Below are 20,634 nucleotides of genomic sequence, written 5' to 3' on the forward strand. Positions count from 1 at the left end.
AAATGGGGGATCTAGCAATAGATTTCTGTGGTGAATGGTACGAACCGTCCGATGAGGAAATCTTCAACATCGGCCGGGAAGGCGATCTTGAAGTGGACGACAACCCGTACCTTCACCGCCAGTTCCTGCAGGTGGCCCGCTACGACGGGATCTGGTGGCTGAGCAATGTGGGCGGGATGCTTTCCGCCACGGTTGCCGACGGTTCCGGCGGGATGCAGGCCTGGCTGTCGCCGGGTGCGCGGATCCCGCTGGTGTTCAGCCACACAAACGTCATTTTCACCGCCGGTCCCACCACATATGAGTTCGCCGTCCACCTCAAGACGCCGTCGTTCCGCCAGGAATCACGGGAGGACGACAGCAACGGCGACACCACAATCGGCCCCGTGGTCTTCACTGACTCCCAGCGGGCCCTCATTGTGGCTCTCGCCGAACCCATGCTCCGGCGGGAAGGGACCGGGTTCAGCGCCATCCCGTCCTCGGCTGCAGCGGCAAAGACCCTGGGCTGGGCACTCACCCGGTTCAACCGGAAGCTGGATAATGTCTGCGACAAACTTGACCGCGTGGGCGTGGTGGGCCTGCGCGGCGGCGGCGGGAAACTGGCCACCAACCGGCGCGCGAGGCTCGTCGAGCACGCCGTCACGTCCCACCTGGTCACGCCCGACGATTTGTACTTACTGGAAAAGATGAGGGGCGTGGACGAAGGATGAGGATCCGGCTGACACTCCGCCGGGACCCGGCGGAAACCAAGGACCTGGCCGTGACCGTCGACGGCCTGGCCACGGTGGCGGATATCGCCACCCAGCTTTGGGTCGCGGACCCCGACCGCAAGGGATCGCCGGCACCGGAGAACCTTTCGCTTCGCATCGACGAGGCATTTGTGGGCGGCGGCATGCGCGGCAGCGTCCTGACCCGCGCGGACAACCTCCTGGAATCGGGCCTGCGCCCGGGCTCCGTGGTGTCCCTGACCGAGGTCAGCGAACTTTTCAACGCCCCCGGCGCCCACCGCGGACCCGCCGCAGCCACCTTGCGGATCCTCTCCGGGCCCGACGTCGGCCAGGAGTTTTCGCTGCCTTCCGGCACCAGCTACATCGGCCGGGACCGGGACGTGGACATCCGGCTCACGGACCCGCTGACCTCCAAACGCCACGCGCGCATCACCGTGGGCGAGAGCGTGGAGATCGTGGACACGAACTCCGCCAACGGCCTCCTGATGGACGGCCTGCCGGTCACTCGGGCCACCCTGAACTCATCCGATACGGTGACGCTGGGGGAGACCACCGTCACGGTGGTGCCGCTGGGCCGCAACCAGGCGGCAGCACCGACGTCGCCCCTTGTCGATTTCAACCGCTCCCCGCGGGTGGTTCCCCGCTTTGAGGCGCCCAAGCGCGTGCCGCCGGCCGGACCCAAACGTCCGGACCACCAGCCGTTCCCGTACATCATGCTGATGGCGCCGCTGCTCATGGGCGGCATCATGTTCGCGGTCACGCGAAACATCCTGTCGGTGGTGTTCATGATGATGATGCCGCTGTTCATTGTGGGTCATTATGTTGACCACAAGATGCAGACCAGGCGCCAACAGAAGGAACAGCTCAAACAGTTCCGGGAGTCCATGGCTGCGTTCCGCCAGGACATCACCGAACTGCAGCACGTCGAACGCGCAGTCCGCCTGCAGGAAGCGCCTTCCGTCAGTGACACCGTGGATTCCATCTACAAACTCGGTCCGCTGCTGTGGACCCACCGCCCCGAGCACCCCGGTTTCCTGGGCCTGCGGTTCGGGCTCGGCACCGGTACATCGCGCATCCTGTTCGAGGAACCCAACAGCAACGACACCGAAGCTGAGTTCATGCGCGAGATCCAGGACTGCCTGAAGCAGTTCAGGGACATCGAGGGTGTCCCCGTGGTCTCCCAGCTGCGCACCGCCGGGTCCTTCGGCGTGGCCGGGGCCCGGGGCCTGGTGGACGACGTTGCCCGCGGCATGGTCCTGCAGTTTGTGGGGCTGCATTCGCCCGCGGAGGCCGTGGTGACAGCCATTACGTCGGCGCAGTCCCGGCAGCGCTGGGACTGGCTGCAGTGGCTGCCCCACGTGGGCTCCGGCCACAGCCCCCTCAACGGCGACCACCTCGCTGCCGGTTCAGCCAGCGGCTCCTCCCTCGTGGCCAGGCTCGAGGACCTGCTCGACGCACGCGAAGCCATGGCCAAGCGCTCCACCCCCGAACACCGCGGATCTGTGGACCCGGCCAAGGACGAAATCCCGGCGCCGGTGCTGCCGGCGGTCCTGGTCATCGTCGAGGACGACGCTCCGGTGGACCGGGGCAGGCTGACCCGCCTCGCCGAGCGAGGGCCGGATTCCGGCGTCCACGTCATGTGGGTGGCCACCGACATCCAGGCGCTCCCTGCCGCCTGCCGGGACTTTATGGTGGTGGACGGCGAAAACGGCACCACCACCGGGCAGGTGCGGCTGGGACGGCACACGTACCCCGTGAGCTGCGAAAGCCTCGACGCCGAAGTGGCCGCGCAGCTGGCCCGGATGCTGGCGCCCGTGGTGGACGTTGGCAAGCCTGTCAGCGACGACTCCGACCTGCCGCGTGCGGTGTCCTACGCCACCCTGATCGGCAAGGACTTCCTGGACAACCCGCAGGCCGTGGCGGAGCGCTGGGTCGAGAACAATTCAGTCCATGCCTCCGCGGTTCCCAACCGGAAGGACAACGGGACCCTCCGGGCGCTGGTGGGTTCCAAGGGGATAGAGCCGCTCTACCTGGACCTGAAGAACGAGGGCCCGCACGCGCTGGTCGGCGGCACCACCGGCGCCGGCAAATCAGAGTTCCTGCAGTCCTGGGTCATGGGCATGGCCGCCGCGTACAGCCCGGACCGCGTGAGCTTCCTGTTTGTGGACTACAAGGGCGGGGCGGCGTTCGCCGATTGCCTCAGCCTGCCCCACACCGTGGGCCTGGTCACCGACCTGTCCCAGCACCTGGTCCGCCGTGCCCTGACCTCCCTCCGTGCCGAGCTGCACTATCGCGAGCACCTGCTGAACCGCAAGAAGGCCAAGGACCTGCTCGGGCTCCAGCGCGAAGCCGACCCGGAAGCACCGCCCTACCTCATTATCGCTGTGGACGAATTTGCGGCGCTGGCCACCGAGGTCCCCGAATTTGTGGACGGCGTAGTGGATGTTGCTGCCCGTGGCCGGTCCCTGGGCCTGCACCTGATCCTGGCCACGCAGCGTCCCGCCGGTGTCATCAAGGACAGCCTGCGCGCCAACACCAACCTCCGGGTGGCCCTGCGCATGGCGGATGAGGATGACGCCACCGACATCCTCGGCGTGCCTGATGCGGCATACTTCGACCCGTCCATCCCGGGCCGCGGCGCCGCCAAGACCGGGCCCGGCCGCATCCAGGGGTTCCAGACCGGCTATGCCGGCGGCTGGACCACGGAGAAGCCCCAGCGTCCGCAGATCGACATCGTGGAAATGGCCTTCGGGTCAGGGCCCAGCTGGGAGGCTCCTGCGCCGGAAAAACCCGTCAAGGAAGCCCCGGCCGGCCCCAACGACATCGCCAGGATGACCACCAACATCGTCCGGGCAGCGGAATCGCTGGCCATCAGGCCGCCGCGCAAACCGTGGCTGGACGAGCTGGCCAAGACGTACGACTTCTCCAAGCTCCCGAACCCCCGGACGGACGAACGGCTGCTGCTGGGCGTGGCCGATGATCCTGCCCGCCAGGAACAGCCCACTGTGTTCTACGAGCCGGACCAGGACGGCAACATGGCCGTCTACGGCACGGGCGGCTCCGGAAAGTCCGCTGCCCTGCGCGGCATTGCGATTGCCGCCGCCGTCACGCCCCGGGGCGGGCCCGTGCACATCTACGGGATAGATTGCGGTTCCTCCGGACTGAAGATGCTCGAAGAGTTGCCGCACGTCGGCGAGATCATCAACGGTGACGACGTCGAACGCGTGGGCCGGCTGCTTCGCCTGCTCCGGGACATCGCCGACGAGAGGTCCGCCCGGTTCGCCGAGGTCAGGGCCTCCACCATCGTGGAATACCGGACCCTGGCCAACCGCCCGGACGAGAAGCGGATCTTCGTGCTGCTGGACGGCATCTCGGCGTTCCGCGAGACGTACGAATTCAGCCGCCTGTCCGCGCTCTGGGATATCTTCCTGCAGCTGGCCACCGACGGCCGTCCCCTGGGGATCCACCTGGTCGTCACCGGTGACCGGCCCAACGCTGTACCGGCGACGTTGCTGGCCTCCATCCAGCGCCGGCTGGTGCTGCGGCTGACGTCCGAGGACGACTACATGTCCATGGACGTCGCCAAGGACGTCCTCACCAGCTCCTCACCGCCCGGGCGCGGCATGCTGGGCGGCTACGAGGTCCAGCTGGCCGTCCTGGGAGGTAACTCCAACCTGGCGCTTCAGGCCCGCGAACTCCACAAGCTCAGCCAGGCGATGCTGCGCCAGGGGCTGGAATCGGCACCCAAAATCCAGCGGCTTCCCGAACTGGTGGACTTGGATGTGCTGCCTGCCGGCAGCCCGGACCTGCCCGTCATCGGTGTCGACGACGAAACCCTGCAGCCGGCCGGGATCATGGCCCAGGGACCGCTGCTGCTGGCCGGACCGCCAGGCGCCGGCAGGACGGTGGCGCTGGTGACCCTGGCGTACGCGCTGCGCCGCTCCAATCCGGACACAGAGCTGGTGTACATCGGCTCGCGCCGGTCCGCGGTGGCGTCGCTGCCGCTCTGGAACCGTTCGGTGGTGGGTGCCGATGACCTGGCCGAGATCATCGAGGACCTCACAGAGCACTCTTCCGGGAACCCCGGGAAGCTGGCGATCTTCATCGAGGGCCTGACCGAGTTCACGGATACCGTGGCGGAATCAGGCGTGTCGCAGCTCGTGTCGGCGTCCATCAAAGCCGATCAGTGGGTCATCGGGGAATCGGAAACGTCAACCTGGTCCTCGGCCTGGTCCCTGGCCCAGCCTTTCAAATCCGGACGCCGGGGCCTGCTCATCAACCCGGGCGACATCGAAGGGGACAGCCTGCTCAACACGTCGCTGGGGCGCGTCAGCCCGGAATTCATACCTGGCCGCGGCTACATCGTGGGACGCGGCAAGGCGCGGAAACTGCAGATCGCCCTGCCGCCGGAAAACAGGGGCTGAGCCGTTGCCTTACACGGGTCCGTAAATCCATTGGATTTGCGGGCCCGTGGGCGTTGTAGGAGACTACCGGAAACACTGTTCGCTGCGGCAAGGGGGTGCCGCGCGCTGTCGAAAAGGTGACCATGATCCGATCTTCATCCGTGCTCCGCGACGTGTCCGCTGCTGCGGCCGCTGCGGTGCTGGCGCTTCTGGTTGGCCTTTCTGCGGCGGCCCCGGCGCAGGCCGACAACGGTGAAAATGGCAAAATGCCCTGTTTGGTGCTGTGTGGCCCGGCCGACGACCCGACGCCGCCCAGTCCGGGCAAACCAACGGAGACGCCCTCGCCGCCGGCCCCAGTGATCGAGCCCCCGGCACCGCCGCCCGCGCCCGTGGTGCCCGCCCCGGAACCGGTTCCCACCCTCGCCCCGGAACCGAGCGTTTCGCCGGCTGAGGAATCGACGTCGGCCGCGCCCAGCACCACCATCGCCAGCCCGCCGTCGTCGTCCGCAGGCCCGTCCACGGAATCGAACTGGAACAAGCCCATCACCAAATCGGTTAAGCCCACGCAGGCCGCCGCTGTTTCCCGGAACGAGGGCTCCGGCCTCTTCGGCGGCCCCGGATTGCTGGCCATTATGGCGGGCGTGCTGCTGGTGGGAGTCTCAGGCCTGGCCTTCGCTTTGTGGAGCAGGAACCGCCTCGCCTCGCACTGACCAGGTCCCGCACGCCACCCACTTCCGTGGCGAACGGTCAGGCACGCACACCGCGGCGCATGGGCGTTTGGGCGCATTGTCGGGGCTGTAGGGCAAGATAGGTCTGTGAGCACAGCACCGGTCCCCGCAGAGAAAACAGCAAACAGTACTGAGGAACTTACCGAGCCGAACGCCGTCCCCGCCGGGTCAGTGCGCGAAGAATACGAAAACCTGACGGACCTGGTCAGGGAGTACCGGTTTGCGTACTACCAGGAGGACGAACCTCTGGTCTCGGACGCTGAATTCGACGAACTGTTCCGGCACCTGGAGGAGATCGAGGCACTGCATCCGGAGCTGGTAGCCAATGATTCGCCCACGCAGGAGGTTGGCGGGGAAGTCTCAGCCGCGTTCGCCGCCGTCGAACACCTGCAGCGGATGTACAGCCTCGAGGACGTCTTTTCCCTGGCGGAGCTGGAAGCGTGGATCACCAAGGCCGAGGCCGGCGTCAGCAAGCTGGGGGACACCGCCCAGCTGGCGTGGCTCACGGAACTGAAGATTGACGGCCTCGCGGTCAACCTGTTGTACCGCGACGGGAAACTGGTCCGTGCCGCCACCAGGGGTGACGGAACCACTGGTGAAGACATCACCCACAACGTCCTGACGATCAAGGAAATCCCGACGGAACTGACGGGCACCGGATTTCCCGCAGAGGTGGAAATCCGGGGTGAGGTCTTTATCCCCTCGAAGGCCTTTGCGGAATTCAATGAGGCACTGATCGAAGCCGGCAAGGCGCCACTGGCCAACCCCAGGAATGCTGCCGCCGGTTCGATCAGGCAGAAGGATCCTGCGGAAACCGCCAAGCGTCCGTTGCGGATGTTTGTCCACGGCATTGGTGCGCGCGAAGGGCTCGAAACCCTGAGCCAGTCCCAGACCTACGCCGTGCTGGAACAGTGGGGCCTTCCCGTCAGCCCGTACTTCGAGGTTCTCTGCGGCCTGCCGGAGATCCTTGCCTTCATCAAGCGCTATGGCGAGCAACGGCATACCCTGATGCACGAAATCGACGGCATCGTGGTCAAGATCGACGACTTCGCCACGCAGCGTGCCCTCGGCTACACCTCACGCGTTCCCCGCTGGGCCGTCGCCTACAAGTACCCGCCGGAAGAAGTCCACACCAAACTGCTGGACATCCAGGTCCAGGTGGGCCGTACCGGCCGGGTGACCCCGTTCGGGGTGCTGGAGCCGGTGAAGGTGGCCGGTTCCACCGTGGCCCGTGCCACGCTGCACAACCAGGACGTGGTCAAAGCCAAGGGCGTGCTGATCGGCGACGTCGTGGTGCTGCGCAAGGCCGGAGACGTCATCCCGGAGATCGTCGGCCCCGTGATGGCGCTGCGCATAGGCCGTGAGGACGAACTGCACGAGTTCGTGATGCCCGCCGAATGCCCGTCCTGCGGCACGGAGCTCGCCCCCTCCAAGGAGGGCGACATCGACATCCGCTGTCCCAATTCCAGGTCCTGCCCTATCCAGCTGACGGAGAGGGTCGCGCACCTGGCCGGCCGCGGGGCCTTCGACATCGAGGCCCTCGGCGGGGAAGCTGCCGTGGCACTTACCGATCCGGCGGAGCCCAGGCCCGGCCCGCTGGTAAGCGAATCGGAGCTCTTCTTCCTGACCGCGGCGGATCTGGAGCACGTGCGGATCCTGCGCGAGAAACGTTCCAAGGGCGTGGGCACCGGCGTCTTCGAGCTGGTCCCGTACTTCTGGACAAAGGCAACCGCCAAGACGCCGTCCAAGCCCACGGCGACCACCGCGAAGCTCTTAGCGGAGCTGGAGAAGGCAAAGGCCCAGCCACTGTGGCGGGTGCTGGTTGCCCTGTCCATCCGGCACGTTGGTCCGCGCGCCTCGAGGGCCCTGGCCACGGCGTTTGGCACCATGGACGGTATCCGGAAGGCCTCCGAGGAAGACCTGGCCCACGTGGACGGCGTTGGCCCAACCATTGCGGCCGCACTGAAGGAGTGGTTCGCCGAGGACTGGCACGTGGAAATCGTTGACCGCTGGGCCGCGGCCGGGGTCCGCATGGAGGACGAGCGCGACCAATCCATGCCGCGGACCCTGGAAGGGTTGACCCTTGTGGTTACCGGCTCCCTGCCGAACTTCAGCCGGGACGAGGCGAAGGAAGCGATCCTCATCCGCGGAGGCAAAGCCGCGGGCTCGGTCTCGAAAAACACCAGTTATGTGGTGGCCGGCGAAAGCGCAGGCACCAAACTGGATAAAGCCGAACAGCTCGGAATTCCCGTGCTGGACGAGGACGGCTTCCGGGAACTCCTTGCGAACGGTCCGGCGCCTGCCGGGGGAGCCACGCCCACACCGACATCCACAGAATCAGAAGAGGCAGCCGAATGAACCAGCAGGACCGCACCACCGAATTGCTTGCGGTGGCCCGGCAAGCAGCCGCCGCCGGCGCCGCCGTGCTGGCTTCCCGCAATGGCGAAACGCTGGATGTCAGCAACAAAGGCGACGCCGGGGACTGGGTTACGGCCTTTGATGTCGCCGCTGAGAATGCGGTTCGGGATGCCATCACGGCCGCCCGCCCGCAGGACACCATCACGGGCGAGGAACATGGGACCACCCGCCCCGCTGCCCCCACCGGCTATCGCTGGTCCATCGACCCGCTGGACGGTACCACCAACTTCATCCGGAACATCGTCTACTACGCCACCTCCGTGGCAGTGGCGGATTCCGACGGCGTCTGGCTGGCCGGCGTCGTCAACGCCCCGGCGCTGGGCCGTGTCTACTACGCTGCCCGCGGCCAGGGTGCGTGGCTGGAAGAGGGCGGCCGGGTGACCCGGCTCCAGGGCCCGGTGCCGGACCGTGCCGGGCAGATCCTCGCCACCGGCTTCAGTTACGACCCCGCCGTACGCTCCGAACAGGCTGCACTGCTGGGTAGCCTGATGGACGGATTCGCAGACGTCCGGCGGCTGGGCTCCGCGGCGCTGGACCTCTGCATGGTGGCTGACGGGACCCACGACGCCTACGGAGAACGCGGGCTCAACGAACATGACTTCTCCGCCGGTGCGCTGATTGCCGAGGAAGCCGGCTGCTGGGTCCGGCGTCCCCGGCTGGCCAGTCCGCTGGACGGCGGACCAGCCGACGAGGACAGGCTTGCCGCCTGGACCTGCGCCGGGACCTTGGCCTTGTCCGGGAAGTTTCCGCTGTGACGCCGTTGCGCCACTAGCATTGTCAGGTGCAATCGCAAATAACCATCCGACCGGCCGTTGAGGCAGACTTTCAGGCCATCGCCAGGATCACCGTGGACTCGTACCTGGCAGCAGGGTATTTCGACAGCGCGGACCATCCCTATATGCAGCAGATCCAGGACGTTGCCGCCCGTGCGGCGAAGGCCACCATCTGGGTTGCCGAGCGTGACCGGCAGGTCCTGGGATCCGTGACTCTCGCGCTGGCAGGTGAACCGTTCGCCGACATCGCCCTGCCGGATGAGCTGGAGTTCCGGATGCTGGTGGTGGATCCCGCGGTCCAGCGCAGCGGCGCAGGCAAGGCCATGGTGGAAGCCATCATTGAGCATGCCAAATCGCTGGAGGGGATCACCGGCGTGGCCCTCACCACCGGCGGGACCTGGGAGAGTGCCCATGGCCTCTACCGGAAGACAGGCTTCAAACGTGTCCCCGAGCGTGACTGGCTGATTCCGGGCACCGACATAAAGCTGCTGGTTTACCGGCTTGACGTCCAGTCAACCTAAAGTGGTGCCGACTCATTTTCGGCACTGAAAGGCCCACCATGCGCAAAACATTCGGCACCGGCTCCGTCTGGGAGCAGACCCTCGGCTACTCCCGCGCCGTCCAGGTGGACAACACGCTGTACATCTCCGCCACGGCCGCCAGCGGCGAGGACGGCATTGTGGGCGAGGACTTCTACACGCAGACCCAGTACATCCTGCAGAAGCTCGGCGTGGTCCTGGCCGATGCCGGTTTCAGCATCGACGACGTGGTCCAGTCCAAGCTGTACCTGACGGACATCAGCAAGTGGGAAGAAGCCGGCCGCGCCCATGGAGAGGTCTTCGGCGAGATCCGCCCCACCCTTGCCCTGGTGCACGTCCTGCCGTTCCTTGACCCGAAGATGCTCGTCGAGATCGAGCTCGTGGCGCAGAAGAGCGCCAACTAGGAAGCCTCCCGCAGTCCGTTCGCGCTCAAGGGGGCGCCGCTACTGGGCCGGGAGGCTGTAGCGGTGCTCCGGGCGTCCGGTGGTCCCGTAGCGCAGTTGGATGTCGACGGCGCCGTCGTCGGCCAGCGAGGACAGGTACCTTTGTGCCGTGGCCCGGGAAACCCCTACGCGGGTGGCCACTTCCACCGCCGAATACTGCTCGCCGGCCACCAGCGATTCCAGCACCGCGGCCTCGGTGACCGAGCGGGGCTTGGCCGATGGCGCCACGTCCCCGGGGATCAGTGCCCGCTTGGCCCGCTCCACGGAGCCCTGGTCCAGAGACCCGGGCTGGCCCAGCAGCCTGCGGTACCGGGCATACGAACGCAGCTGCTGCGACAGCGACTCGGCAGTAAAGGGCTTCAACAGGTAGCCAAGGGCGCCGCGGCGGAACGCTTTCCGCAGCGACTCGGTGTCCGACGCGGCACTGAGGATCATGGTGTCCACGTCGAGCTGCTGCAGCAGGTCGAGCCCTGAGGCGTCCGGCAGGTAGACATCCAGCAGCACCAGGTCCGGGCGGAGACTGTGGATCGCCTGCTGGGCCAGGGACGCCGACCCCACCGGCGCCAGCGCAAGGAAACCCGCCACCGAATCCACATACGCGGCATGCAGCTTGGCCACGTGGAAATCGTCATCCACAATCAGCACCCTGAAATCCTCAGGCATCATTGTCCTCTCCAGCCAAATCCGTGGTCCCCGAAGGTGTCCCGGCCGTTGTGCGTGGCAGGGAAGCCATAAACACGGCCCCGGGTCCGCCCGTTGTCCCCGGCTCAAGCAAGCGGACGTCCCCGCCGCGGCGCCGCGCCAGCTTCCGGGCGAGGGCCAGGCCCAGCCCCTGCCCGCCGCTGGTCCCGGCGGCAGCCGCCGAAGCCACCAATACAGGGCCGGCTGCGGTCGTAAATCCTTCTGCAAAGACCACTTCCGGATCCGTCCCGGCCGCGAGCCCGTCACCCGAATCGGCGACGACGATGTGCAGCGTCCCGCCGTCGTCGTGCGGTTCGTCCAGCACCTCCAGCTCCACCCAGCGCTCCGGGGAGGAACCGGCGACGGCGGCGTTTACGGCGTTGTCTATCAGGTTGCCCAGCACCGTGGTCACGTCCTGCGGCTCGGTGACCTGGCCGCGGACCAGGGTTTCGGGCCCGATCCGCAGCGTAACACCGCGCTCATCAGCCTCCACCCCCTTGGCACCCACAAAGGCCTGCAAGTACGGGTCCTGCAACAGTTCCGCCTGGTCCACCGGAAACTTCAGCGGCCCCTTCGCGACCAGCCCGGCCAGGTAATCGTGGACCTGCTGGTGCTGCCCGATGCTCATCAGGCCGGCGATGGTATGCAGCTGGTTGGCGAACTCGTGGCGCTGCGCGCGCAGGGCCGTGGACATGGTGCCCACGGCGTCGAGCTGCCGGGTGAGCTGCTGGAGTTCGGTGCGGTCCCGGAGCATCACCACCCAGCCCAGGTCCTCGCTTCGATGCAGGGCCTTGCGCGCGCTGGCCACCAGGACACTGCCGCCGGCCACCAGCGCAATGGCGTCCGCCTCCGCCGCGTCCGGCCGGGTCAGCGCCTTGAGCTGCCCGGGCACCGGAGCGTCGGCCCACGGCGTCCCGGAAAGGTCCGGCTGCTCGAGAAGGCGCTGCGCGGCTGCGTTGAACACGCTGATCCTGCCGTTGGACGAAACGCCGATGACGCCGTCGTCCACGCCCTGCAGAACGGCCACCTGGTCGTGAACCAGCGTGCTGATTTCCTCGGGCTCCAGCCCCAGGGTCAGCCGCTGGAGCCGCCGCCGCAGCAGGAACGAAGCCAGCACTCCCGTGAGCAGCGCTCCGCCTGCGGTGAGGACGATCGGGACGATGTCGCGGGCCAGGCTTTGGCCCAGCGATTCCATTGAGTAGCCAACGCTGACAATTCCCACCACGGTTGTGGAGGACTCTGGTGCATAGATGGGCACCTTGGCACCTGCTGACGGGCCGAGGGTCCCGGTGTTCCGCGTGGTCTCTTCCCGTCCGGCAAGCGCCACCGAGGGGTCAGTGCTCACGTGCTCGCCGAGGAGGGCAGGGTCCGGATGGGCCAGGCGAAGGCCGGTTTCGTCGGTGATCGCCACAAAGAAGGCGCCGGTGCGGAGGCGGGCGGCCTCTGCGGCGGCCTGCACGGGCCCGGCGGCCAGCACGGGAGCCGGCGGCGTGCCCTCTTCCTTGCTGATGGCCTCGACGGCGGAGCGTATGCCCGGATCCGAGGCCACAGTCCGGGCGAGGGTCAAAGCCTGGTTCTCGGCCTCGTTGCCGATCCGCCCGGACACCAGCCAGGCGTGGACGGCGCCGCTGAGCAGCACCACGAGCAGCACAACGCCCAGCTGCAGGAGCAGCGTCTGGGTGGAGAAGCGCATGGCGAGCCGTGGCATCCGGGCTCCTTCCGCCGTCGTGCGCGCCGGTATGTGCAGGGGCAGCCCGGGCGCTGGAAATCAAAGTGCTTCTGCCATCCTAGGGTGTGAGCACAATGCGCAAAATGCTCCGAATAAGCAGTATGCCAATCAATTGGGCCAAAGGCACGGCCGTGACGTCCACCACCCTAATGTCTGTAGCACGCGTCACACTGCGGTGGCGTTGTTCACATGAAGGAGCCGGCCGTGCTGGTATTACTTGGATTCGCAATGATCGCGGTATTCATGGTGCTGATCATGACGAAGAAGCTGACGCCAGTACTGGCGCTGATCATCGTCCCCACCGTTTTTGGCCTGTTCGCAGGTGCCGGACTGGGTATCGGGGACATGGTCCTGGAGTCCATGAAGTCCATGACGTCCACGGCGGCGCTCCTGATGTTCGCCATCATCTACTTCGGCCTGATGATCGACGTCGGACTGTTCGACCCGCTCGTGAAGTTCATCCTCCGCAAGCTCGGCAATGACCCCGCCAAGGTAGTGCTCGGCACCGCGATCCTCGCGGCCGCGGTCTCCCTGGACGGCGACGGCTCCACCACCTTCATCCTCACCACCGCCGCCATGCTCCCGGTCTACCTTCGCCTCAAGATGAGCCCCGTAGTCCTCACCTGCGTGGCCGGCCTGGCCAACGGCACCATGAACATCCTGCCGTGGGGCGGCCCCACCGCCCGCGCTGCCACCGCGCTGCACCTGGACGTCAACGACGTTTTTGTCCCCATGATCCCGTCCCTTATCGCCGGCCTCGTTGTGGTCTTCGGCTTCGCCTGGCTGCTGGGCCTGCAGGAACGCAACCGACTCCGCGCCATTGCACCGGAAATCTGGGGAACGCCGGACACAGCAGAGCCGTTCACCGCGGAAAAGTTCGACGGCGGCGCTTCCGACGGCGGTTCGGGAAGCAGCCGCGGACGCAAGGGAGGCGGCCCCGCCGGAGTAGCCCCCGCCGTCGTCGGTTCAGTGTCTGTCCTGGACCGCACCGGAACGCTGGTGGATGAACGGGATTCCGCCATGGCGGACACCGCCCTGGACCCGAACCGCAAGACGCTGCGTCCCAGGCTCTTCTGGTTCAACCTTGGACTGACTGTCGCGGTCATGTTGGTGCTCGTGGCCAACATCGTGCCGCTGCCGTTTGTCTTCATGGTGGGCTCCGCCATTGCACTGCTGGTGAACTTCCCCAAGGTCAAGGAACAGGGCGAGCAGCTGATCGCCCACGCACCGTCCATCGTGGCCGTGGTCAGCATGGTCATGGCCGCGGCCGTCCTCACCGGCGTCCTGAAGGGCACCGGCATGGTCGAGGCCATGTCCGCGTGGCTTGTCCAGATCATCCCCACGAGCATGGGCCCGTTCATGGCCGTCATCACCGGCGTCCTCAGCATCCCCATGACGTTCTTCATGAGCAACGACGCCTTCTACTTCGGCGTTCTGCCCGTACTCAGTGAGACCGCCGCGCACTACGGAATCAGCGCTGCGGACATGGCGCGTGCCTCCATCACCGGGCAGCCGTTCCACCTGCAGAGCCCGCTGGTTCCGGCCATTCTCCTGCTGGTCTCGCTGGCCAAGGTGGACCTCGGAGACCACCACAAAAAGGTCCTGTGGCGCACCGCAGTGGTTTCCCTCGTCATGCTGGGCGTGGGGATGCTGACGGGAGCCATCGGGATCGGTTAGTCTGTAGCTGCCTGTGGCTGGCCCTTGTGGCCGGGACCACGGCACCGATGTGCCCGTCTGACGCCCGCTGGGGGTCGTCAGACGGGCACTGACGTTTCCCCACTAGACTGGTTCGGAAAACAATCCGAACCTGCAGGGGAGATCCATGGCTGCGATCAACCGTGACGACGTGGCGCACCTCGCGCGGCTCGCTCACATCGAGATGAGTGCTGAAGAGCTGGACAGGATGGCCGGCGAACTCGCCGTCATCGTTGATTCAGTGAAGTCCGTGAGTGAAGCCGCCGGTGACGACGTCCCGGCAACTTCCCACCCGATCCCGCTGACCAACGTGTTCCGCGAGGACGTTGTGGGCCACACCTTCACCGCGGAGCAGGCACTCTCGGGAGCTCCGGATTCCGATGAGAACCGTTTCAAGGTCCCGGCAATCCTGGATGAGGCATAACCATGACTGACACCAACGAACTCATCCGCCTCTCCGCCGCGCAGTTGGCCGCCAAGCTGGCCGCCCGCGAGGTCACCTCCGTCGAGGTCACCCAGGCGTACCTGGACCGCATTGCTGCCGTGGACGGCGGCGAACGCGGGGTGAACGCTTTCCTGCACGTCAACACCGAGGAAGCGCTCGCCGTCGCCGCAGAGGTGGACGCCATCCGTGCCGCAGGAGGTGCCGCGGCCGGGGAACTCCACGAACTCGCCGGCGTGCCGATCGCGGTCAAGGACCTCATTGTCACCATCGGCCAGCCCACCACGGCGGGCTCCAAGATCCTCGAGGGCTGGCACAGCCCCTACGACGCCACGGTAGTCAAGCGCCTCCGTGCCGCCAAAATGCCCATCCTGGGCAAAACCAACCTGGACGAATTCGCCATGGGTTCCTCCACCGAGCACTCCGCGTACGGCCCCACCCGCAACCCGTGGGACCTGGACCGGATCCCCGGCGGGTCCGGCGGCGGTTCGGCCGCGGCCGTTGCCGCTTTCGAAGCCCCGCTGGCCCTCGGCACGGACACCGGCGGGTCCATTCGCCAGCCCGGCGCCGTCACAGGCACCGTGGGAGTCAAGCCCACCTACGGCGGTGTCTCCCGCTACGGTGCCATCGCCATGGCTTCCTCGCTGGACCAGATCGGCCCGGTTTCCCGCACCGTCCTGGACTCGGCACTGCTGCACCAGGTCATCGGCGGTCATGATCCCTTTGACTCCACGTCCCTGCCGGACCCCCTGGCAGACCTCGTCGCCGCAGCCCGCGTGGGCAATGTCGAAGGCATGCGGATCGGCATCATCAAGGAACTCCACGGCGAGGGCTACCAGGCCGGCGTCGAGAATCGCTTCAACGAATCCCTGGAGCTGCTGAAGCAGGCCGGTGCGGAAATCGTTGAGGTGTCCTGCCCTAACTTCCAGTACGCCCTCGGTGCCTACTACCTGATCATGCCGTCGGAGGCCTCCTCCAACCTGGCAAAGTTCGACGGCGTCCGGTACGGCCTGCGCGTCCTGCCCGAGGACGGACCCATGACGATCGAACGCGTTATGGGTGCCACCCGCGCCGCAGGATTCGGCGACGAGGTCAAACGCCGCATCATCCTTGGCACTTACGCCCTGAGCGCCGGCTACTACGACGCCTACTACGGTTCTGCCCAGAAGGTGCGCACCCTGGTCCAGCGTGACTTCGAGGCCGCGTTCGCGCAGGCCGACGTCCTGATCTCGCCCACGGCGCCCACTACGGCGTTCAAGCTCGGCGAGAAACTGAATGACCCGCTGGCAATGTACCTCAACGACGTCGCCACCATCCCCGCCAACCTGGCAGGCGTTCCCGGGCTGACACTGCCCGGTGGCCTGGCTGACGAGGACGGCCTTCCGGTCGGCATCCAGCTGCTGGCTCCGGCCCGCGAGGATGCCCGGCTCTACCGCGTGGGTGCTGTCCTGGAATCCCTGCTCGAGGCACAGTGGGGCGGACCGCTCCTGGACCGTGCACCGGCGTTGGTTGAGACCCTTGTTGAAGCCAAGGAGGCAAAATAATGAGCACTGACGCAACCCTGAGCTTTGAAGAGGCCATGGAGAAGTATGATCCCGTCCTGGGGTTCGAGGTCCACGTGGAACTCAATACCAGGACCAAGATGTTCTCCTCGGCGCCGAACGTCTTCGGCGACGAGCCGAACACCAACGTCAACGAGGTGGACCTGGGCATGCCCGGCGTGCTGCCGGTGGTCAACAGGATCGCGATCGAGTCCTCGATCAAGATCGGCCTTGCCTTGAACTGCAAAATCGCCGAATCCTGCACGTTCGCCCGGAAGCAGTACTTCTACCCGGACACTCCCAAAAACTTCCAGACGTCACAGTACGAGGACCCGATCGCGTACGACGGCTACCTGGACATCGAACTCTCGGACGGGACCATCTTCCGCGTCGAGATCGAGCGCGCCCACATGGAAGAGGACGCCGGCAAGCTGACCCACATGGGCGGGTCCGCCGGCCGTATCCAGGGTGCAGACTTCTCGCTGGTGGACTACAACCGATCCGGCGTTCCGCTGGTGGAGATTGTCACCAAGCCCATCGAGGGCGCCGGTTCCCGTGCCCCGGAGCTGGCCAAGGCCTACGTGGCGGCCGTCCGGGAGATCGTCAAGAACCTGGGCGTCTCGGACGCGAAGATGGAACGCGGCAACGTGCGCTGCGACGCGAACGTTTCGCTGCGCCCGCACGGCCGCGAACGCTTCGGCATCCGCTCTGAAACGAAGAACGTTAACTCGCTGCGCGCCGTCGAACACGCGGTCCGCTACGAGATCCAGCGGCACGCAGCTGTCCTGGACGCCGGCAACCCGGTCATCCAGGAAACGCGCCACTGGCACGAGGACACCCGCACCACCACCTCGGGCCGTCCCAAGTCGGACGCCGATGACTACCGCTACTTCCCGGAGCCTGACCTGGTTCCGATCGTTGCGTCCCGCGAATGGGTCGAGGAGCTCCGCGCCACCCTGCCCGAGCCGCCGGCGGCCCGCCGCAAGCGCCTGCAGGCCGACTGGGGCTACTCGGACCTGGAATTCCGCGACGTCGTCAACGCCGGCGTGATGGATGAGATCGAAGAAACCATCGCCGCAGGAGCCGCTGCCTCCGTGGCCCGGAAGTGGTGGATGGGCGAGATCGTTGGCCGTGCCAAGAACGCCGACGTCGATCCCGGCCAGCTGGGCGTGCAGCCCGCCACCATCGTGGAGCTGAACCGGATGGTCGAGGACGGCAGGATCAACAACAAGATGGCCACCGAGGTCCTGGACGGCGTGCTCGCCGGCGAAGGCACCCCGGCGGAGATTGTTGTGAAGCGCGGCCTCGCCGTTGTTTCCGACGACGGACCCCTGCTCGAAGCCATCGACGCCGCACTCGCCGCGCAGCCCGACGTCGCCGACAAGATCCGGGCCGGCAAACTCCAGGCGATCGGCGCGATCGTTGGCGGCGTAATGAAGGCCACCCGCGGGCAGGCCGACGCCGGCCGTGTCAAGGAGCTGATCCTGGCCAAGCTCGGCGTTGAAGGCTAGCCGAGGGCCGGGTCGCAGGCTTAGCCGCCTGATTTAACCCAACTGGGTCGCAGCTAATACTGTTGTGTGAGTACTCATGACGACGTCTACTGCGACCCAGTTGGGCTTTAAGTACTCGCTTCCCGCCCACAAAGTACGCGTGTTCAGTGTGGCTTACCGGTTCTAGACTGAAGATCCAGGGCACCGGAGCCCTGCCGGTGCTGTGGGAGGAATGGCCATGTCGGTCCAAGAACCGTTGAGATTCCGCAAGGTCCTGCTGGCCGGCGTAGTAGCGCTGGCGCTGACCGGCACCGGTGTCGCCATCGCCTGGTCCGCCACAGACTCGCCGTCCCCGTCACCGTCCGCCTCCGCGCCGGGGAAGGCGGACAAGGCGCCGGGCCAGGAGAAGCCGGCCAAGGCCCAGCGCCTGCAGCACCTGCACAGTGAAAGTGTGGTGAAGAAGGCGGACGGGACCTTCGAAACCGTGCTGACCCAGCAGGGCACCGTGGAGGCCGTCAGCGAAACCTCGGTCACCGTCAAGAGTGAGGACGGCTTCACCCAGACCTACGCCGTCAACGCGGAGACCAGAATCATCAAGTTCCCTGCCCCGGCCGCGGACGGTTCGCCGGCAACGGGCGACGACGGCAAGCGGCTGAAGCGGTCAGAGGTCACCATCGCGGAAATCGCCACGGGCGGGGCCGTCAGGGTCTCCGGCGTAAAGAGTGGCGACAACGCCACGGCGCGTCAGATCGTGGAGGGCGCCGGCACCGGCCCGGGCAACGGCCTTGGGAAAGGCTTAGGCAAGGGACACGGCAACGGGCTGGGCAAGGGACTCGGCCACGCCAAGCGGCTTGCCCCCAGGTAGTTGGCAGTCAACGTCGTCAAAACGCGGAGTGAGGACGTTAACTGCCACCCTGGTGGGCCTGGCCGCCCTGTTCCACCAGTCCCGTCATGATCGCCTGCAGCGCCTCGCACACAATCATCACGGAGCGGCGCTTCAGGTTCTCCGGGCGGGCCAGGATGTCGATCCGCCGCCGGGTGCTGATGCCCTCGAGCGGGCGCAGCACAATGCCCGGGTTGAGCACGGGCTGCGCCGTATGTCGCGGCAGCAGGCCCAGCACACCGCCCGCCGCGACCAGGGCGGCCACGGTGGAGTAGTCGTTAATCCGGTGGACGATGTTCAGTTCCCTGCTGGAGACGGCCGCAACGGCGGAGAGGACGTCCGCGGGGGAGTATCCGGTGTGGCTGGTCACCCACGGTTCGCCCACGACGTCGGCCGCGGTGACGGTGTCCCGGTCCGCCAGTGGATGCCCGGCCGGCAAGGCGACATCCAGCGGTTCATGTGCCAGTGGGATCACCGCCACACGCTCCTGGGGCCAGCGCGGGCTGTGGTCCATCCGGTGCGCCAGTACCAGGTCGTACCGCGCCGTCAGTGCCGGGAAATCCTGCTGCGCGACGTCCGCGTCGGAAAGCTGGACCCGCGGCTGGCCGGGCGCGTCCAGCATGCGTGCAAGCGGCGCGAACAGCGCCTGGCCCGCACTGTGGAAACCGCTGATGGTCACGGGCCCAACGGGCGAGCCGTGATAGGCGCCGATCGCGGTCCGGGCGTCCGCCATGGCACTGACGACGGCGGCACCTGCGTCGGCGAGAACCTGGCCGGCCTCCGTCAGCACCAGGTTGCGGCCCTCTTTCCGGGTCAGCGGAACGTCAATGTTGCGCTGCAGCAGGGCCAGTTGCTGGGACACGGCGGACGGCGTGACCATCAGCGTCTCCGCCACCGCCTTCACGCTGCCCAGAGCGCCCAGTTCGCGGAGGATTTCCAGCTGATGAATTTCCATCCGTCCAGTCTATGCATAAGCGAATGCTTCATCGTCGATTGAGAGAATTATGCTTGTGCTAATGCTTCGAAATGGCTCTAATAAAGGGAGACCACACCCGCAGGCCGCGGGTCGCTGCCAACAGTCAGGAAGCCAATGAAGGCACTCTACAAGTCCGGTGCACACGCCGGGTTCGAGCTGGTTGACCGCCCCGAGCCCGAGGCCGGCCCCAGCGACGTCAAGATCCGGGTCATGACCACCGGGATCTGCGGCACGGACCTGCACATCCAGTCCTGGGATGCCTGGGCACAAAGCATGATCGAGGCGCCACTCATCGCCGGCCATGAGTTCTACGGTGAAGTCGTGGAAATCGGCGACGGCGTCCGCGACGTCAAGGTAGGAGATCGGGTTTCCGGCGAAGGCCACGTGGTCTGCGGGATCTGCCGAAACTGCCGCGCGGGGCGCCGCCAGATGTGCATCCACACCCTTAGTGTCGGCGTGCAGCGGGATGGCGCCTTCGCCGAGTTCGTGGTTATCCCCGAGACCAACGTCTGGGTCCACCATGATCCCTCCATCACGCCGGAACTGGGCGCCATTTTCGATCCGTTCGGCAATGCCGTACACACCGCCCTCAGTTTCCCGTTGGTGGGCGAGGACGTGCTGATCACCGGGGCCGGTCCAATTGGCCTGATGGCCATCGCGGTGGCCCGCCACGCCGGCGCACGCAAGATCGCCATCACCGATGTCTCCAAGCCCCGGCTCGATCTGGCACGCCAGCTCGGCGTGGACCTGGCCATCGACGTCTCCACCACGCGCGTCAAGGATGCCCAGCGTGAACTCGGCATGCGGGAGGGCTTCGACATCGGGATGGAAATGTCCGGCCACCCCACCGCCCTGCCTGAGATGATCAACAACATGAACCACGGCGGCCGCATTGCCATGCTCGGCCTGCCCAGCCAGGACATCACCATCGACTGGGGCAAAGTAGTCACGCACATGCTGACCCTGAAGGGCATCTACGGCCGGGAAATGTATGAGACCTGGTATGCCATGAGCGCCATGCTTTCTTCCAACCCCGTGCTGCACGCCGGCATCTCAGCGGTGGTGACGGACAAGCTTCCCGCCGCAGAGTGGGAAAAGGGCTTCGAGACCGCCCGCGCCGGCGTCGGCGGAAAAGTTGTCCTCGACTGGACCGAACTCTAAGGAGCAC

The 20,634-nt window shown here is 66.4% G+C and carries 16 protein-coding genes; 13 read left to right on the forward strand and 3 right to left on the reverse strand.

The window, feature by feature from the left end; translation table 11 throughout:
* Window positions 1-2 precede the first annotated feature (2 nt).
* The 7 genes from FYJ92_RS05935 to FYJ92_RS05965 all read left to right on the forward strand — a co-directional run bounded on the left by FYJ92_RS05935 (window position 3) and on the right by FYJ92_RS05965 (window position 9,990).
* Window positions 3-707 (forward strand): hypothetical protein, encoded by a 705-nt coding sequence (locus FYJ92_RS05935; RefSeq protein ID WP_104061062.1) that lies wholly within the window; start codon window positions 3-5, stop codon window positions 705-707.
* Complete coding sequence (locus FYJ92_RS05940; RefSeq protein WP_185263026.1) at window positions 704-5,149, forward strand: FtsK/SpoIIIE domain-containing protein; 4,446 nt, start codon at window positions 704-706, stop codon at window positions 5,147-5,149. The genes FYJ92_RS05935 and FYJ92_RS05940 overlap by 4 nt, the downstream gene beginning before the upstream one ends.
* 122 nt (window positions 5,150-5,271) lie before the next feature.
* Window positions 5,272-5,838 (forward strand): hypothetical protein, encoded by a 567-nt coding sequence (locus tag FYJ92_RS05945; RefSeq protein ID WP_185263027.1) that lies wholly within the window; start codon window positions 5,272-5,274, stop codon window positions 5,836-5,838.
* Between the two features lie 105 nt (window positions 5,839-5,943).
* Complete coding sequence (gene ligA / locus FYJ92_RS05950; RefSeq protein ID WP_185263028.1) at window positions 5,944-8,214, forward strand: NAD-dependent DNA ligase LigA; 2,271 nt, start codon at window positions 5,944-5,946, stop codon at window positions 8,212-8,214.
* Complete coding sequence (locus FYJ92_RS05955) at window positions 8,211-9,029, forward strand: inositol monophosphatase family protein (protein ID WP_185263029.1); 819 nt, start codon at window positions 8,211-8,213, stop codon at window positions 9,027-9,029. The genes ligA and FYJ92_RS05955 overlap by 4 nt, the downstream gene beginning before the upstream one ends.
* Before the next feature lie 26 nt (window positions 9,030-9,055).
* Window positions 9,056-9,568, forward strand: a complete 513-nt coding sequence (locus FYJ92_RS05960; protein WP_185263030.1) for a GNAT family N-acetyltransferase — start codon at window positions 9,056-9,058, stop codon at window positions 9,566-9,568.
* Window positions 9,569-9,606: 38 nt separating this feature from the next.
* Window positions 9,607-9,990: a RidA family protein gene (locus FYJ92_RS05965; RefSeq protein ID WP_185263031.1), complete on the forward strand. Its 384-nt coding sequence runs from the start codon at window positions 9,607-9,609 to the stop codon at window positions 9,988-9,990.
* A gap of 39 nt (window positions 9,991-10,029) precedes the next feature.
* Here the strand turns inward: FYJ92_RS05965 and FYJ92_RS05970 are convergent, their stop codons facing one another.
* Window positions 10,030-10,692, reverse strand: coding sequence for a response regulator (locus tag FYJ92_RS05970; protein ID WP_185263691.1), 663 nt, complete (start codon window positions 10,690-10,692; stop codon window positions 10,030-10,032).
* On the reverse strand, window positions 10,685-12,418 hold the full coding sequence (locus FYJ92_RS05975; protein WP_255482327.1) for an ATP-binding protein: 1,734 nt from the start codon (window positions 12,416-12,418) through the stop codon (window positions 10,685-10,687). Before FYJ92_RS05975 ends, FYJ92_RS05970 begins: the two co-directional genes overlap by 8 nt.
* Window positions 12,419-12,643: 225 nt before the next feature.
* On the opposite strand from FYJ92_RS05975, the gene FYJ92_RS05980 reads away from it, so the two are divergent.
* From FYJ92_RS05980 to FYJ92_RS06000, 5 genes are all read left to right on the forward strand, one after another.
* Window positions 12,644-14,116, forward strand: coding sequence for a CitMHS family transporter (locus tag FYJ92_RS05980; RefSeq protein ID WP_185263032.1), 1,473 nt, complete (start codon window positions 12,644-12,646; stop codon window positions 14,114-14,116).
* A 145-nt stretch (window positions 14,117-14,261) separates the two neighbouring features.
* The gene (gatC, locus tag FYJ92_RS05985) at window positions 14,262-14,558 is read left to right on the forward strand and encodes an Asp-tRNA(Asn)/Glu-tRNA(Gln) amidotransferase subunit GatC (RefSeq protein ID WP_141940678.1); all 297 of its coding nucleotides are present in this window, start codon (window positions 14,262-14,264) and stop codon (window positions 14,556-14,558) included.
* A gap of 2 nt (window positions 14,559-14,560) precedes the next feature.
* Window positions 14,561-16,120: an Asp-tRNA(Asn)/Glu-tRNA(Gln) amidotransferase subunit GatA gene (gatA, locus tag FYJ92_RS05990; protein WP_185263033.1), complete on the forward strand. Its 1,560-nt coding sequence runs from the start codon at window positions 14,561-14,563 to the stop codon at window positions 16,118-16,120.
* On the forward strand, window positions 16,120-17,628 hold the full coding sequence (gene gatB / locus FYJ92_RS05995) for an Asp-tRNA(Asn)/Glu-tRNA(Gln) amidotransferase subunit GatB (RefSeq protein ID WP_185263034.1): 1,509 nt from the start codon (window positions 16,120-16,122) through the stop codon (window positions 17,626-17,628). Before gatA ends, gatB begins: the two co-directional genes overlap by 1 nt.
* 217 nt (window positions 17,629-17,845) lie before the next feature.
* Entirely contained in the window at window positions 17,846-18,472 is a 627-nt protein-coding gene (locus FYJ92_RS06000; protein WP_185263035.1) for a hypothetical protein, read from the forward strand.
* A gap of 37 nt (window positions 18,473-18,509) precedes the next feature.
* Here the strand turns inward: FYJ92_RS06000 and FYJ92_RS06005 are convergent, their stop codons facing one another.
* Window positions 18,510-19,445 (reverse strand): LysR family transcriptional regulator, encoded by a 936-nt coding sequence (locus tag FYJ92_RS06005; RefSeq protein WP_185263036.1) that lies wholly within the window; start codon window positions 19,443-19,445, stop codon window positions 18,510-18,512.
* Between the two features lie 135 nt (window positions 19,446-19,580).
* On the opposite strand from FYJ92_RS06005, the gene tdh reads away from it, so the two are divergent.
* On the forward strand, window positions 19,581-20,627 hold the full coding sequence (tdh, locus tag FYJ92_RS06010) for an L-threonine 3-dehydrogenase (protein WP_185263037.1): 1,047 nt from the start codon (window positions 19,581-19,583) through the stop codon (window positions 20,625-20,627).
* Window positions 20,628-20,634 lie beyond the last annotated feature (7 nt).

Source organism: Pseudarthrobacter sp. NBSH8, from assembly GCF_014217545.1.
Lineage (GTDB): Bacteria > Actinomycetota > Actinomycetes > Actinomycetales > Micrococcaceae > Arthrobacter.

Coding starts and splice junctions, on each gene's coding strand:
- FYJ92_RS05970 (WP_185263691.1), bottom strand. CDS start 10,692: ATGCCTGAGGATTTCAGGGTGCTGATTGTGGATGACGATTTCCACGTG.
- FYJ92_RS06005 (WP_185263036.1), bottom strand. CDS start 19,445: ATGGAAATTCATCAGCTGGAAATCCTCCGCGAACTGGGCGCTCTGGGC.
- gatC (WP_141940678.1), top strand. CDS start 14,262: ATGGCTGCGATCAACCGTGACGACGTGGCGCACCTCGCGCGGCTCGCT.
- FYJ92_RS06000 (WP_185263035.1), top strand. CDS start 17,846: ATGTCGGTCCAAGAACCGTTGAGATTCCGCAAGGTCCTGCTGGCCGGC.
- FYJ92_RS05940 (WP_185263026.1), top strand. CDS start 704: ATGAGGATCCGGCTGACACTCCGCCGGGACCCGGCGGAAACCAAGGAC.
- tdh (WP_185263037.1), top strand. CDS start 19,581: ATGAAGGCACTCTACAAGTCCGGTGCACACGCCGGGTTCGAGCTGGTT.
- gatB (WP_185263034.1), top strand. CDS start 16,120: ATGAGCACTGACGCAACCCTGAGCTTTGAAGAGGCCATGGAGAAGTAT.
- FYJ92_RS05955 (WP_185263029.1), top strand. CDS start 8,211: ATGAACCAGCAGGACCGCACCACCGAATTGCTTGCGGTGGCCCGGCAA.
- FYJ92_RS05965 (WP_185263031.1), top strand. CDS start 9,607: ATGCGCAAAACATTCGGCACCGGCTCCGTCTGGGAGCAGACCCTCGGC.
- gatA (WP_185263033.1), top strand. CDS start 14,561: ATGACTGACACCAACGAACTCATCCGCCTCTCCGCCGCGCAGTTGGCC.
- FYJ92_RS05975 (WP_255482327.1), bottom strand. CDS start 12,418: ATGCCACGGCTCGCCATGCGCTTCTCCACCCAGACGCTGCTCCTGCAG.
- FYJ92_RS05945 (WP_185263027.1), top strand. CDS start 5,272: ATGATCCGATCTTCATCCGTGCTCCGCGACGTGTCCGCTGCTGCGGCC.
- FYJ92_RS05935 (WP_104061062.1), top strand. CDS start 3: ATGGGGGATCTAGCAATAGATTTCTGTGGTGAATGGTACGAACCGTCC.